Source organism: Haloferax sp. s1 (assembly GCF_058382125.1).
Genome location: NZ_JBZRPK010000672.1, coordinates 1 through 13,923, shown reverse-complemented (window position 1 = coordinate 13,923; position 13,923 = coordinate 1). Strand labels below are relative to the sequence as shown.

Sequence of the window (13,923 nt, the reverse complement as noted above, 5' to 3'; positions counted from 1 at the left end):
ATACGAGAGGGAGCCGATCATCCCAATGTAGTCGGGGTCGACATCGAGGAGTTTCTCGGTCCCAATCGGCTTGAATGGGACGTACTCTTCGCCCTGGAACGCATTGTTGACGCCCAGCATCCGGAAGCTCCGTGTATCGTTCCGCGGCGCGTCGATGTTCGCCGCGAAGAACTTCCCAGACTCGGGGTCGAACCTGAAGTTGAACGCGGCGACCGTCGGTGTGTCGTCTTCCGAGACGGGCACACGGGATTCGATGTCGGTGTAGAACGACTCCTTGAGGGTGACCCACGCCTCGTACTGGGCCTGACGCTGGAAAATCTGAGCCGCCTTCTCGAACGCCTCGTAGAGCGTGTAGTACGGATCGCGTCCGCCGAACGGGAACCGAATCAGTGACCCGAGAATCGGGCCGACGTTCGATTCAATCTCTTCGAGGTCCTCGTCATTCCACCCTGAGTACTTCTTCAGCATACGCGGGTCCATGAGATGGACGTCAACGTCAACGTCGTAGAACACCTCCTTATCGTACTGCGATTCGGCCGATTCACCGAGCGTTCGGACGGCATCGGCATCGAAATCGACGCCGGGGAGCGCATCGTAGTACTTCAACGGGAGCCGATCGAAGGCCGCGACAGCCTTCGGCTGGATGCCAAATCCCATCGCGATATCCATCCACGCTCCGGGAATGCTCGCGTACGTTTCTGGAGCCTCCTCGAACGTGCGGCTCCCCGCCGGCTCGATGGTCACCTCGTACGACGTCGGACTGTCCGTCGGCGGCGGCGAGTTCGTCGCCGTGTCAGTCCCATCTGCCGGCGTTGGGTTATCACCATCGCTGGTACATCCCGCGAGCAGCCCTCCGCCGAGGATGGTACTGCCGCCCTTTATCATCTCCCTCCGTGTCGGAACCTCGTGAACGTCGGTCTCTGTTGCCATGCTTTTAGGCTGACCTAAAAACACATAACTATTTCTACCTGTACCTTGGACAGCTACGAGAACAGGGCTCTCTGCCACCCTGGTCTGTCCGGTCCAGCGGTGGACCTTGCGTCACTGCCACGGCGTCGTCTCCCAATTCTATTGGATATTAGTCGCGGATGTCCTTCCCGCCACTACCCGCCGTCTCCGCCTGTTCGGCCACGTATTCCCGTAACCGATCGTCGTCGATGACCTCGAGGAGGAGTTCCTCGTCGAGATGAGTAGCGAGCCGTCGTTGTGCGCGTTCTCGACGATGGTCAATCTCCGACCGGTCGAGGTGGTTGGATTTGACGAACTCGATTTCGCGCTGGCGGACCCGTTGGAGTCGCTCCTGATCGATGTCGTGGTCGTCAGCTACTCTGTGATCCGCGAATTGCCGGTGCCAGGTCTCTTCGTCGTCCCAGTCGTAATCGAGAGCCGCACGCCGCCGAAGCCAGTCGTAGTGGGGGGCGGCTTCTTCCCAGTTCCCTTCTTCGCGGCGGACATCGGCCAGCAGTTCACGGCCGACGGTCATTCCGTGCCCGGCTGCGACGAGTACCTGTTCGCCATGTCCAGCGAGACCCCCGGCCACGTACAGTCCGTCGACCGAAGTCCGTCCGTCGGCGTCGGCGTACTCACGGTCGAACTCTTCGTGAACCTCACCGTGATGCTCATGGGTGTCGAACATCGCCTCGTCGCTGTCAAGTCCCCTGAGATATTCGCCATCGTAGGTGGTCGCCGCCACGACTCGTGGGGCGAGGACGGAGCGGCCGTCTTGGGTCCGAACACGGAAGCCACCATCCGTACGCTCAACAGACTCGACCATGTCGGATACGAGGTCACAGCCCGCCTCAACGGCGTGGTCGTGCATGAGTTTGTAGAACGTCTCGATGTCGATACCCGCAGGGAACCCAAGGTAATTCTCCAGAAACGCACAACGGCGAAGTGATGAGTTCCCCCGGTCGAATATCACGGCGTCGAGTCCGTATCGGGCAGTACAGACCCCGACAGCGCATCCCGCTGGACCACCACCGATGATGACGACGTCGCGGCTGGCTGTTGTCATTTACTTGGAACTGTGTGGTACGGAGCTTTCTGACGTCGGTTCAAGCTTAACGAATTGTGTTGGCGATATCGTGAGTGTAAGCGGTTTTTCCTAGAAGTACCAGTAGGACCCTCATTGCAGGAGTCGCCACCGGAAAGCGGGTTGGTACTGCCGACGAGCAGGCCCATCCTCAATGCCGTGCCGTCGTGCTTCACGATGTCTTGCTGTGTCGGTACCTCGCGTACCGCGACGTCGTCCAACATATGTTTAGGCTAGCCTAATTTAGTGTTAAAGATTTGGTCATTCACCTAATCTACAGATAAGCAAGCGAGTGCCTCAGAGTCTCGCAAACCGCTCCGCGATTGTTGGATACGGGTAATCTTCGATTTCCCTTGGCTTGACCCTGCGCTGGTTCACTAATCACGTTGACCGATACGCGCTGTGTATTTATCACGCCCCCCAGAACATATCATCGGTTGAGGGATTCAACAAGGCCAATCAAACAGTCCTATAACCCGGTCGGGTGGCTGATATACACGGTTTCCAATCCCATCTCGGCGACCCTCTTTTCGAGGTTTCGAACCCCGAACGTCTCGGTCGCGTAGTGCCCGGCGAGGAATACGGAGATTCCGGCTTCGCGCGCCTCGTGGTACACCTTCTGTTTACCTTCTCCGGTGACGAGCGCGTCGACGCCGCGGTCGATGGCTTCGTCCAGCCAGTCGACGCCGGAGCCGGTGACGATAGCGACCTCGGAAATCTCGTCGGGACCGAAGTCGAGCACTTGCGTCCCCTCGTTGCCGTCGAGGTCGTCGAGCGCCGCTCGAATCTCGGCGGCCGTCTTCGGCGACTCGAACGCCCCGGACTGGCCGATGTGAATCGGACCGATTTCGCCGAATGGCTCGCGGTCCGACAGACCGAGATGGTCGGCGACGCCCGCCGCGTTCCCGACTTCTTGGTGGCCATCGAGCGGGAGGTGCGAGACGTAGAGCGCGAGGTCGTTGCGAATCAACGGCTCGGTGCGGGAGAAATCCCGTCCGGTCAGGCGGTCGAGACCGCCCCAGACCAGTCCGTGGTGGGTGACGAGCAAGTCGGCGTCGGCATCGACGGCCGCTTTGATGGTCGCTTCCGCGGCATCGACGGCGAACGCCACCGTCTCGACGGATTTCTCGTCGGGGCCGACCTGCAAGCCGTTCGCGCTGGCGTCCACGTCGGCGAAGTCGGCGGTCGAGAGCGTCTCGTCGAGCTGGGAGACGATTTCGGAGAGTTGCATACTGGTCAGTCGTGGTTCGGCGACTTGTAAGAAACGGGATGCGGTCGAATCGGAAGAAGACCGACCGAACGCAGGTGCGAGTGTGAACTCGGTCGTCCGCGGCGTGTGAGATGTGAACTCGGTCGTCCGCGGCGTGTGAGATGTGAACTCAGTCGTCCGCGGCGTGTGAGATGTGAACTCAGTCGTCCGTCGCGGCGTGCGAAAACACGAACTCCCGAAGCAACTTCGCCGCCAACGACGCCGCCTGTCCGTCGTCTCGGTCGTTCACTTCGACCACGTCGAAGCCGTCCGTGTACGGGGCGACCGCCCGAACCACGTCACGCATCTCGCGAGACGTGAGGCCAAACGGCTCTTTCGTCCCGGTTCCCGGCGCGAACGCAGGGTCCGCGGCGTCGATATCGGCGCTCAGATAGACCGATTCGTCGTCGAAATCCGGATTCCAGTCGGCGACCGCCTCGGGCTCGACGACGGTCACGTCGTCCGATTCGGCGCGTTCCCACTCCTCGGGTGACCCGGTACGCGCGCCGAGAATGATGGCCTCGTCGACGTCGAGTTTGTCGAGCACGCGGCGCGTAATCGTGGCGTGACTCCATTCGTTGCCATCGTACTCGCGCCGGAGGTCGAGGTGGGCGTCGAGACAGACGAACACGTCGGGTTCGACGCCGGTGACGCCAGCGGCCGTGACGGTGTGTTCACCGCCAAGGATGAGCGGAACGGCATCGTCCCAGACGGCGTCGCGGACGCTCCCGGCAAGCCACTCGCTGTATTCAGGTGCGTCGTCCCACGCGCGGATATCTCCCGCGTCGTGGACGCGCAAGTCAGTGAAAAATTGGTCGGTGCGCCGGTCGTAATCGTCGAACGACTCGGCGAACCGACGGATACGATTCGGTCCAAAACGGGTTCCAGGTTGGAATGACGTGGAGATGTCGAGCGGAGCACCGACGATAACGTAGTCAGCGACCTCGCGGTCTGCGATGGCTCCGGGGAACATCTCTCTCGCCCCCGTTTAGACGATCTTTCGCTGGCCTTCGTACTCGAGGTACTCGATCTCGTCTTCGGGGTTGAGGTCTTCGTCGTCCGGGATGAGCATCGTGAACGTCTGGTAGGTCTCGAGGTCCATGATCTGGGCGTCTTCGCCGGTGACCGAGACGACCTGGCCCTGCTTTCGCTCGATGATGGGGACCCACACCTTCGCGTCGACAGGCTGGGAGAGCGAGCGCTTTTTGTCGTCGAAGACACCGCGGGCTTCGACACGCGCTTTCGCGCTGCCGTGCTTACCGGGCTTTGCGGTACTATAAGCGTAGATTTTGCACGGCTTTTCTTCCATCATGACGTAGCTGCCTTCTTGGAGCTCGCGCACCTGCTTCTGCTCTTTCGCCATGTCCACTCGTTATCGGATGGAAGGTATAAACGGTTTGGAACCGTCTTCGCACGCGAATCCTTGCCGTGGCCTCCGCAGGCGGCCAGACACGCTTCCTCGGTGTTCGACTGCTCCGCTCAGTTCACAGGGATTCGACCGCGCCACTCAGGCGTCTTCAACCGCATCGACTTCTGCCATCGCCGGGTCGAACCACGTCCCTTTGGCGTCGCGGCGGGCGAGGCTGCCGAGCATCCCCGTGGCGACGTTAGGCAGCGCCAGTGCCAACATGATGGCTGTCGTGAGTTCGCCGGGCGACTCGAACAGTGGAATGAGATACTGAAACGGGAAGAGAATCGGCGTCCGGTTGAGGAACGTGAGGAGGATAGAGACGGGCATGAGCAGACTTCCCCAGACGACGCCAGCCATCAGCCCGTGCCACCCGCCGTCGGCAGGGTCAGTGCCGACGACGTATCCGGCGAGTGCACTTCCTGTGGCCCCGCCGACAAGCGTGAACTGTCCGGTCATCGCGTAGACAAGCGCCTCGGTACACGCGGCGAGGCACGTTCCAACGAGTACCGGCCGCCACTCCGTCATGGCGGGAGGTTACTTCACGAATACGGATAAAATTATGCGCCTGATTCTCAGCTTTGATTACTCTTCGCGCTGCTGTCGGAGGTTCTGCCGGGTGAACTGCGGCGTGGCACGGATGCCCTTTCGCCCGCGGAACGACCGCCACAGGAGCACGGCGACGACTGCCGTCGGCACCCCGGCGGCCCCGACAGCAGTGAGATTCTCCGGATTCAGCGCGTAGATGATGACCGTCGAGACAAACCCGAACGACAGGAAGATACCGTAGATGAGTCGCTTCGCCAGTCGGTCGAAGATGCCTTTGTTGTCTTCGAGGCGGACGTTGACGGTCAGGTTGTCTCGGTCCGCCCTGTCGAGGACACGCTCCAGTTTCGGCGGGACGCGAACCAGCGACTGGGCAGTCTGCTGGGTCTGTTGTCCGAAGCCTTCGATGATTTTCTGGATACTCTCTTCGCGGTAGCCTTGTTCTGTCAGATAGTCGGTCGCCACCGAGATGAAATCGAAGTTCGGGTCGAGCGTGACGCACACTCCTTCGACCACGCCTGCCACGCGCAAGACGAGTGCGAGATTTCGCGGGAGTCGAAGCGGGAACTCGTAGATGGTCGATTCGACCTGTTCGAGAATCTGATTGACCCGGTACTGTTCGATGTCGTCGCCGCGAGCGTCCGCGATGGCGAGTTCCATCACGTCGCCCATCACCTGTCGGTCGACGTTGGGGCTGAGCGTCCCCATCTCGATGAGGGTGTCGAGAATCGCGTCCACGTCCTGATTGGCGACGGCGATGTAGAACTCCACGATTTTCTCTTGGATGAACGGGTCGACCTCCCCGTGCATCCCGAAGTCGTAGAAGATGATTCGCCCGTCGTCGGTCACAGAGAGGTTCCCCGGATGCGGGTCGGCGTGGAAGACGCCGTCTTCGACAATCATCTGCAGGTAGGTTCGTTGCAGGTTCGTCGCCAACTCGGTCCGGTCGATACCGAGTTCGTCGAGTGCAGCGACGTTGTTTATCTTCGTCCCCGGGAGGTACTCCATCGTGAGTACCCGGTCGTCCGACCGCTCTTCGATGGGTTCGGGGATGACGAGCGTGTCGTCGTCTTCGAAGTTCTCCTGAATCTGCCGGAGCGTCTCCGCTTCCTCGTCGTAATCCATCTCCTCGCGGATGGTTTTGGCGAACTCGTCGGCGAGGTTTTCGAGCGAGAACGCTCGGCTTTGGCCGATAAAGCGCATGAGAAGCGGCAGCGACCACCGAATCACCCGAAGGTCGGCTTCGACGAGTTCCTCGATACCGGGGCGTCGAATCTTGACGGCGACTTTCTCGCCTTCGTACTCCGCCACGTACACCTGCCCGAGACTCGCGCCGCTTATCGGGTCGCTGTCGAACGAGTCGAACGCCTCGTCGACCGGGCCGAGTTCCTCTTCGAGAACGACTTTCGACTCGGACCATGGAGCAGGCGGCACGTCGTCTTGGAGGCTCCCGAGGACATCGATGTACTGCGGTGGGAGGATGTCGGGACGCGTCGACAGCAGTTGGCCGAGTTTGATGAACGTCGGGCCGAGCGTGAGTAGCGACTCTAAGAGGACTTCGGCACGCTTGACGCGCATCTCCGTCGAGACGCGGCGTGTGCCGCCGAAGAGGATGTACTTCCGCTTGTCGCGGGTGTACGCGACGATAAGCGGGAAGAACTGGTACAGGACGACGAGGAACCGCCAATAGGCGCGAAGATTGACCAGCGTGACCACCCGCCTCGTCAGGCGTCGTCGCCGGATTTCTTCTGGCGGGCTGATGTGGTTCCCTCATCAACGTCGCCGGATGTCTTCCGGTGGGCCGACGAGGTTCCCTCGTCGTCGCCAGCGGTGATGGGAATGGTCCGCTCTGTGGCGGCCTTACGCTTTGGAAGGCGGATTTCGAGGCTTCCGCGCTCCATCGTCGCCTCGGCGTCGTCGGCGACGGCGTCCGGAGGAAGTGGAAGTTCGGCATCGAGGAACAACGGGCGTTCCTCGCGGACGTAATCGAACTCCGGAGGGAGGCTTTTGTCGCGTCGCGCTTCGACGACCAATCGACCCTTCTCGACCCGAAGGTCGGCGGTCCCGGCGGTCACACCCGGGAGGTCGAGGACCAGCAGGTACGACGTCTCGGATTCCAACAGGTCGGCGAACACCGCGTCCGGGAGTTCGGACAGCGCGTCGCGCAGCGTTGACATGAGCGACCATAAGGAGGCGGGGTCGAAAAACCCGGCGGTCCCGCGCGGGCGCGTGTAAGCTCGAGATGCAGGTTCGACCGCCCCACATCCGTCTTCGACCGCCCCACATCCGTCTCGCGGTTCGAAGTTCGGCCGCCACGCACACCTCGCGGTTCGACCGACCTCCGGCGCAGTCTCCGAAATCGAGAGCGGGGCCGACGCTTTTTGTCCCCGCCGCCAAAGGTTCGCTATGAACCACGACGACCGACGCACGGCCGGGTTCAAAGAACGAACCCGGGTGGCGGATGCCCGCGAGACACTCCTCGCGGCGGTCTCTCCCCACGAACGGACCGAGCGACGCCCGCTCGGCGAGGCTGACGGTCGGGCACTTGCCGAAACCGCTGTCGCACCCGCGGACGTTCCCGGCTACGACCGCGCCGCAGTCGACGGATACGCCGTCCGCGCGGCCGACACCTTCGGGGCGAGCGGTCGGTCTCCGAGTATCCTCCGCGTCGTCGACGGCGTAGTCGAGCCCGGCACCGCGGCCCGCGTCCACACGGGAAGCGACCTTCCGGACGGTGCCGACGCCGTCGTGATGGTCGAAGACACGGAACGCCTCGGCGACGAACTGGAGGTGTTTTCCCCCCTCGCTGAAGGAAAGAACGTCGGCGAGCGCGGTGAAGACGTACGCGAAGGCGACGCGCTGTTCGACGTCGGACACGAACTTCGGCCGTCTGACCTCGGACTCCTTCGGTCGGTCGGCGTCGAAGACGTGACCGTGTTCGAGCGCCCCCGAATCGCCGTCGTACCGACAGGCGAGGAACTCGTCGAATCCGACCCCGAACCCGGTCAGGTCATCGAGACGAACGGACTGACCGTCTCCCGACTGGTCGAGCGCTGGGGCGGCGACGCGACCTACCGCGATATCGTCGTCGACGATGCCGACCTGCTTCGGGAGGCCATCGAGTCCGACCTCGACCACGACGTGGTCGTCACCACCGGCGGGTCGTCCGTCGGCGAACGCGACCTCATCCCCGATGTCGTCGCCGAACTCGGCGAGGTACTGGTCCACGGCGTCGCGCTCAAACCCGGCCACCCCGTCGCGCTCGGCGTTGTCGAAGGCACGCCAATCGTCATGCTCCCCGGCTACCCGGTCGCCTGCCTCGTCAACGCCTTTCAGTTCCTCCGACCGCTGCTCAAACACGTTGGCTCGCTTCCCCAGCGCCCACTTCCGACGGTCGGCGCGACGCTCACCCGGAAAGTCCCGAGTTCACCCGGCACTCGGACCTTCGCCCGCGTCCGGCTCGACCACTCCGGCGACGAGATAACTGCTGAACCTGCCCGGACCAGCGGGTCGGGGATTCTCTCCAGCGTCGCACTCTCCGACGGCTGGGTGGTCGTCCCCGAGGACCTGGAGGGCCACGACGAAGGCGAAACCGTCACCGTCGAGGGCTGGGAGTGGTCCGCATGAGACGGCAGTTCCGCGACCTGTCCACTCCAGCAGCGGCGCGTGAGACCATCGCGTCGCTCGACCTGACACCCGATTCGGAGACCGTCCCGCTGTCCGACGCTCGCGGGCGCGTCCTCGCCGAGCGAATCGACGCCGGAATGGACGTTCCCGGCTTCGACCGCGCGAGCATGGACGGCTACGCAGTTCGCGCCCGCGACACGTTCGGCGCGGACGAAGCCGACCCAGTCACGCTCGAACTCGTCGGCGAGGTTCACGCGGGTGCCGAACCCGACGTGGAAGTCGACCCCGGAACCGCGGTCGAGATATCGACCGGCGCGGTCATGCCGCCGGGTGCAGATGCCGTCGTCATCGTCGAACGAACCGAAGAGCGAGACGATTCACTCGTCGTCTACAAATCCGTCGCGCCGGGTGACAGCGTGATGCCCGCCGGAACCGACATCGCCGCAGGCGCTCGTGCGCTCGGTCCCGGAACGCGACTCACACCCCGCGAAATCGGGCTTCTCTCGGCGCTCGGCATCGACGAGGTGCCCGTCCGCGGCGCGCCCGTCGTGGGCATCGTTTCGACCGGTGACGAACTCGTCCGACCGGGTGAAGAGCTGCGACCCGAAGCGGGCCAAATCTACGACGTGAACACTTACACCATCGCTGCGGGCGTCGAGGAAGCTGGCGGCGTGCCCAAACTCTACCCCCACGCTGGCGACGACTACGACGAGATGGAGCGCCTGCTCAGACAGGCGGCCGACGAGTGCGACCTCGTCCTCTCGTCGGGGTCGACCTCGGCGAGCGCGGTCGACGGTATCTACCGCGTCGTCGAAGAACGCGGCGAGTTGCTGCTTCACGGCGTCTCCGTCAAGCCCGGAAAACCGATGCTCGTCGGCACGCTCGGCGAGGGAAGCGCCTACATCGGCTTGCCCGGCTACCCCGTCTCGGCGCTCACGATTTTCCGAACCTTCGCTGCACCGGCTATCCGCAGCGCTGCGGGACTCCCCGAACCGCAGACTGCGACCGTCGAAGGGTCGATGGCCGTCCGCGAGCGATACGCCGAGGGCCGGACGCGACTCATGCCGGTCGGTCTCGTCATCGGAGGAACGCCGTCAGCCCGCCAAACGCAGTCCGACGGCGTGTCCGACGGCGCGGGTGAGATGCTCGTCTACCCCGTCGACAAAGGCTCCGGCGCGACGACGAGTCTGGTCGAAGCGGACGGCGTGGTCGAAATCCCTGCCGATGTCGAGTATCTCGCCGAAGGCGAATCGGTCACGGTCCAACTGTTCTCACCAGACGTTCGTCCGCCCGAACTGCTCGGCGTCGGCGAGGACGACCCGGCCCTATCGCGACTGCTCGACCGCGTACCGACACCGCGGTATCTCGCATTCGGGTCGCGCGAGGGGATTCGTCGACTCCGCGACGGGATTCCCGACGTGGCCGTCGTCGCGGGTGAGACTCACGGAGACGTAGACGTGGACGCGGTCGAACTCGGGTCGTGGACACGCGAGTGGGGACTTGTCGTCCCCGCTGGCAACCCGGACGGCGTGACCGGTCTCGAAGAACTCGTCGACGAAGACCTGCGGTTCGTCAACCGCGATACAAACTCTGGGCTGCGAACCGAACTCGGGGACGCCATCGCCGCCCTCGCCGAGGCGCGCGGGACGACCCGACACGAACTCGTTGACGAAATCGAAGGATTCGACCACGGGGCGAAGGCGTTCGAGAGTCCGGCCCGTGCCGTCCGGTCCGGACGCGCGGCCGTCGGCTTGGGACTTCGTGAGACGGCCGACTCGCTCGGGTTGGACTTTGTCTCACTCGGCGAGCAACCTGTTCGAGTCCTGGCAAACTCCGCCCGGACGGAGAAGCCGAGTGTGCGGTCGTTCGGCGACGTACTCGCCGAAAGCGACGACATATTTGACGCGCTCACAGGGTTCGAGAAGGTCCGAACACGACGGTAACGCTTTAAAAAGAAACCTCTCCACGTTCAGATATTCATGATTCATTGAAGTATAAAATATGTGGAACGTTTTTACCGACGTAGTCTAAATATAGGCTATATGCATCGTCCGCTAACAGTCCTTCATGCTGACGACGACCCCGAGATGCTTGCGCTCTCGGAGGCCGCGTTTCGACAACTCGACGCGGTTTCTCTCCGTACCGCTGGGTCGGCCAGCGAAGCGCTCGACGTCGTCTCACGAGAGCATGTCGATTGCGTCGTCAGTGACTCGTTGGTCCTTCCTAACGGAGTCTCACTTGTCGAAGCCGTTCGACAGGAGCGCGACGACATCCCTATCTTCCTGTTCACGGCGAAGGAGTGGCCGGAAGTCGCCGATGTGGCTTCGACCGCTGGCGTCACTGAGTACGTCCAAAAGGCTGGTCCCGGTGACCTCTCGACGGTGCTCCAGCGTGTCCGAAACCTCACCGACGAGGACGCCAGCGCTGGTGTCGACATCGGACTCGAAGGTGATTCATCGGCGGTGACCAGAGCACTCTCGGACCATGCCGACGCCACTTCGGAAGCAACCTTCAGTCTCAACGAGGACTGGGAACTCATCGGCCAGTGGGTTGGTGACGAAGAACTCGGTATCGTCATCGTCGAGGCCATCGAGTCCCACGCCGGACTCCCAGCTATCGAGAACCCCCTATACGAATTTATCGACGCAGACGCACTCGAAGAACTGCTTCGTCCGGTCATCGAAGACGAGGAGCGTCCGGGTATCGAAATCCGATTCCCCTACGACGACTTCCAACTCGCCGTCACGAGCGCCGGTGATATCTACGCCCGGCCGATGCCTGCCGAGACGCTCTACTAATCGACGGATTGCTGTCAGCCACGGGACGCTTTTGCTCGTAGACTCGGTTATTAGTCTCCGGCCCGCGGGAGTTCGTCAAACGTCTCGACGCGGTACTCGCCGAGGACACAACGACCGCGGTGGTCGGGGCCGTGTCGTTCGACGTGAATCCCGTCGAGACCGGCGTTCCACGCGGCACCGATGTCGCTTTCACCGTCGCCGGCGAGGACACCTGCGGTCCCGCCGTCGGTCAGGAGTTGGTCGTCTCGACTCAGCTGTGAAATCGCACGCTTTACGGGTTGTGCATCGGGTTTCCAGCCAGTCTCTTCGGTACAACAGACGACGGTGTCGAACCAGTCGCGGATATCGAGGTGGTCCAACACGGGGTCTGTCAAGAACTGCTGGCAGTGCGTTACGATGCCGACGGGGCGGCCCGTGGCGTGGATTTCGTCGATAAGTCGGGCGGCGTCATCGTGGAGGTACGTTACTTCGGCACGCTTTAGCGGGTCTTCCTCACGGTGGAAGGCGGACCAGAACTCGGTGGGGTCGATGTCCCACTCGCGGAGGGTCGGGTCGCGTGCACCGCCGAGTCCGTGCCAGATTATCTCTGCTTCTCGGTCGGTAAACTGGCGGCCCAACCGTTCGCCGACCCGGTCGAACACGTCGCGCGTGTAGGACCATTCGGCGTCCACGAGGGTACCGTCGAGGTCGAACAGCCAGAAATTGTAATTATCGGCGACCATTCGGATAACTATGTAGGTCAAGAGCGAATAAATGTCTTCTGCCGCTGCAGATTCTCATTCGTTTGATTTGATATGAATTGCGCTCCCGAAGTACTTGTGTAGCACCTCACGGACCGACTCGGCGTTGAACTCGTCGAGATTCGCGGCGATGACCTCGCGAAGGTCGTCCAGCGCGTCCTCGTCCGTCCGCAACTCGGCGAATTCGCAGGCGACGACCGGCACATCGAGCCACGACTCGGCGAGTTGGCGGGCGTAGACGTCGTCGTTTACCTCACCGCGCCAGAGCGCGTCCCGGAACAGCATCCATCCGGACTCGCCCGGTTCCGGCGGTGTGACGCGAACAACCGTCTCGAACTCGCGGGGGTCAGTGTGGACGCCCGCCGCCGTTTCGAGATAGAAGCGAACGCGGAATACGTACGTGAGTCCCATCGCCGCTCACAACTCGTCGTCGAACAGGTCGGCGAGACGAAGGTCTTTTTCGGTAATTCCACCCGCGTCGTGGGTCGTGAGGCGGACTTCGACCTCTTTGTACCGAATCGTTATCTCCGGGTGGTGGAACTCCTCTTCTGCGACTTCGCCGACGTCGGTGGCGAACGCCACGCCGTCGAGGTAATCATCGAACTCGTAGACGCGGACGATTTCGTCGCCGTCGCGTTCCCAGCCGTCACTCAGTTGCGCCTCGACCTCGTCTGCGGAGAGTGTATCTGCCATGGCGAATCTGTCGGGCGGTAAACCGATAAGGATTCTGCCGGGTCGTCACAGAACTGCGATGACGAACTTTGGGCCGGTCAGGAGTCGGTCTGTCCCTCGCCCGCGGACGACGTGCCCCGTAACGGATACTGTGTCACCACAGTCGAGGACGACTGGCGGGTCACACCTGCTGACGGTCCCATGCCCGTCGGCGGCGACGATATGCCCGTCCGGCGGCACGCGAACGCGAACGGTTCCTGTTTCGTCGCCGACGGTGAACGGCCGAGTCGTCCGACCCACAACTGGCTTTCCTTTTGTTTCCCTTTTGCACCCCCTTCCCGCCACGTCTTGACCGCGGGGCCGCCGTCCGCAACCCCCACGAATCGCCCGACAACGGTCGCCCGGGTGACATCGGCGAGGTCGCACACCCGCCGTCGGGGCGTCCCTTCGATGAGACGGCGGCTGTGACGTACGTGGAACCGCGAGATGAGTCGCCGACCGAAGTTTCGGGAACCGCAGAGACGACGGGACACACTCCCTCCGGGGATTCCCGATAGTATCAGCGTCGGTCGAACTGGGACGTCCATTGAGGGCGATTGGACTCGGCTTCGTACAAGAAGCTTCACCACGACTGCGGCCGGTCAGTATCGTCGCCAGAAACAGAATTGAACGCTCTCAGTGGTCCGAACCGAGTGTCTTCAGTCGTTCTGAACGCTCTCAGTCGTTCGAGAGCTGTTCGAGCATCCGACGAGACACCTCTTTTTCGGACACGTCACGGTCCATCTCGATGGGGTGGTCGCCGGGAATATCCACACGCGGTGTCGACGAGTCCGCGGCGTTCGGTCCGGGCA

Annotated in this window: 15 protein-coding genes; 3 read left to right on the top strand and 12 right to left on the bottom strand. The window is 62.6% G+C overall.

Translation table 11 applies throughout. The features are described from left to right. The 8 genes from QT222_RS16380 to QT222_RS16345 form a co-directional block, all read right to left on the bottom strand. Positions 1-930: ABC transporter substrate-binding protein (locus QT222_RS16380; RefSeq protein WP_491477779.1), on the bottom strand; the 930-nt coding region annotated here is incomplete at its 3' end. Between the two features lie 148 nt (positions 931-1,078). Continuing rightward, complete coding sequence (locus QT222_RS16375) at positions 1,079-2,014, bottom strand: NAD(P)/FAD-dependent oxidoreductase (protein WP_491477778.1); 936 nt, start codon at positions 2,012-2,014, stop codon at positions 1,079-1,081. Between the two features lie 487 nt (positions 2,015-2,501). After that, entirely contained in the window at positions 2,502-3,263 is a 762-nt protein-coding gene (locus QT222_RS16370) for a Nif3-like dinuclear metal center hexameric protein (RefSeq protein WP_491477777.1), read from the bottom strand. Positions 3,264-3,441: 178 nt separating this feature from the next. Next, on the bottom strand, positions 3,442-4,254 hold the full coding sequence (gene speB / locus QT222_RS16365; RefSeq protein ID WP_004059720.1) for an agmatinase: 813 nt from the start codon (positions 4,252-4,254) through the stop codon (positions 3,442-3,444). A gap of 15 nt (positions 4,255-4,269) precedes the next feature. Continuing rightward, positions 4,270-4,644, bottom strand: a complete 375-nt coding sequence (locus QT222_RS16360; RefSeq protein WP_004059721.1) for a translation initiation factor IF-5A — start codon at positions 4,642-4,644, stop codon at positions 4,270-4,272. Between the two features lie 144 nt (positions 4,645-4,788). Next, positions 4,789-5,217 carry a DUF5518 domain-containing protein gene (locus QT222_RS16355; RefSeq protein ID WP_491477776.1) on the bottom strand — a complete coding sequence of 143 codons (429 nt, stop codon included), beginning with the start codon at positions 5,215-5,217 and terminating at the stop codon, positions 4,789-4,791. Positions 5,218-5,274: 57 nt separating this feature from the next. Continuing rightward, entirely contained in the window at positions 5,275-6,951 is a 1,677-nt protein-coding gene (locus QT222_RS16350) for an ABC1 kinase family protein (protein ID WP_004059723.1), read from the bottom strand. An 8-nt stretch (positions 6,952-6,959) separates the two neighbouring features. Beyond that, entirely contained in the window at positions 6,960-7,412 is a 453-nt protein-coding gene (locus QT222_RS16345; RefSeq protein ID WP_491477775.1) for an Hsp20/alpha crystallin family protein, read from the bottom strand. Positions 7,413-7,641: 229 nt separating this feature from the next. Here QT222_RS16345 and QT222_RS16340 point away from each other — a divergent pair, with 229 nt between their 5' ends. The 3 genes from QT222_RS16340 (at position 7,642) to QT222_RS16330 (ending at position 11,660) form a co-directional block, all read left to right on the top strand. Continuing rightward, positions 7,642-8,862: a molybdopterin molybdotransferase MoeA gene (locus tag QT222_RS16340; protein ID WP_491477774.1), complete on the top strand. Its 1,221-nt coding sequence runs from the start codon at positions 7,642-7,644 to the stop codon at positions 8,860-8,862. Next, a complete protein-coding gene (locus QT222_RS16335) occupies positions 8,859-10,805 on the top strand; it encodes a molybdopterin biosynthesis protein (protein ID WP_491477773.1) in 1,947 nt (648 codons plus the stop codon). The genes QT222_RS16340 and QT222_RS16335 overlap by 4 nt, the downstream gene beginning before the upstream one ends. A gap of 99 nt (positions 10,806-10,904) precedes the next feature. Next, positions 10,905-11,660 carry a response regulator gene (locus tag QT222_RS16330; RefSeq protein ID WP_491477772.1) on the top strand — a complete coding sequence of 252 codons (756 nt, stop codon included), beginning with the start codon at positions 10,905-10,907 and terminating at the stop codon, positions 11,658-11,660. Between the two features lie 50 nt (positions 11,661-11,710). Here QT222_RS16330 and QT222_RS16325 read toward each other — a convergent pair whose 3' ends face one another. From QT222_RS16325 to QT222_RS16310, 4 genes are all read right to left on the bottom strand, one after another. Beyond that, a complete protein-coding gene (locus QT222_RS16325; protein WP_004059728.1) occupies positions 11,711-12,382 on the bottom strand; it encodes an HAD family hydrolase in 672 nt (223 codons plus the stop codon). Positions 12,383-12,436: 54 nt separating this feature from the next. Next, positions 12,437-12,811: an LWR-salt protein gene (lwrS, locus tag QT222_RS16320; protein WP_491477771.1), complete on the bottom strand. Its 375-nt coding sequence runs from the start codon at positions 12,809-12,811 to the stop codon at positions 12,437-12,439. 6 nt (positions 12,812-12,817) lie between these two features. After that, positions 12,818-13,093 (bottom strand): 4a-hydroxytetrahydrobiopterin dehydratase, encoded by a 276-nt coding sequence (locus tag QT222_RS16315; protein ID WP_004059730.1) that lies wholly within the window; start codon positions 13,091-13,093, stop codon positions 12,818-12,820. 77 nt (positions 13,094-13,170) lie between these two features. Next, a complete protein-coding gene (locus QT222_RS16310) occupies positions 13,171-13,659 on the bottom strand; it encodes a hypothetical protein (protein ID WP_491477770.1) in 489 nt (162 codons plus the stop codon). Positions 13,660-13,923: the final 264 nt, after the last annotated feature.

Bases quoted from the DNA above. Each gene is read 5' to 3' on its own strand.
- QT222_RS16375 (WP_491477778.1), bottom strand. From the start codon at position 2,014: ATGACAACAGCCAGCCGCGACGTCGTCATCATCGGTGGTGGTCCAGCG.
- QT222_RS16370 (WP_491477777.1), bottom strand. From the start codon at position 3,263: ATGCAACTCTCCGAAATCGTCTCCCAGCTCGACGAGACGCTCTCGACC.
- speB (WP_004059720.1), bottom strand. From the start codon at position 4,254: ATGTTCCCCGGAGCCATCGCAGACCGCGAGGTCGCTGACTACGTTATC.
- QT222_RS16360 (WP_004059721.1), bottom strand. From the start codon at position 4,644: ATGGCGAAAGAGCAGAAGCAGGTGCGCGAGCTCCAAGAAGGCAGCTAC.
- QT222_RS16355 (WP_491477776.1), bottom strand. From the start codon at position 5,217: ATGACGGAGTGGCGGCCGGTACTCGTTGGAACGTGCCTCGCCGCGTGT.
- QT222_RS16345 (WP_491477775.1), bottom strand. From the start codon at position 7,412: ATGTCAACGCTGCGCGACGCGCTGTCCGAACTCCCGGACGCGGTGTTC.
- QT222_RS16340 (WP_491477774.1), top strand. From the start codon at position 7,642: ATGAACCACGACGACCGACGCACGGCCGGGTTCAAAGAACGAACCCGG.
- QT222_RS16335 (WP_491477773.1), top strand. From the start codon at position 8,859: ATGAGACGGCAGTTCCGCGACCTGTCCACTCCAGCAGCGGCGCGTGAG.
- QT222_RS16330 (WP_491477772.1), top strand. From the start codon at position 10,905: ATGCATCGTCCGCTAACAGTCCTTCATGCTGACGACGACCCCGAGATG.
- QT222_RS16325 (WP_004059728.1), bottom strand. From the start codon at position 12,382: ATGGTCGCCGATAATTACAATTTCTGGCTGTTCGACCTCGACGGTACC.
- lwrS (WP_491477771.1), bottom strand. From the start codon at position 12,811: ATGGGACTCACGTACGTATTCCGCGTTCGCTTCTATCTCGAAACGGCG.
- QT222_RS16315 (WP_004059730.1), bottom strand. From the start codon at position 13,093: ATGGCAGATACACTCTCCGCAGACGAGGTCGAGGCGCAACTGAGTGAC.
- QT222_RS16310 (WP_491477770.1), bottom strand. From the start codon at position 13,659: ATGGACGTCCCAGTTCGACCGACGCTGATACTATCGGGAATCCCCGGA.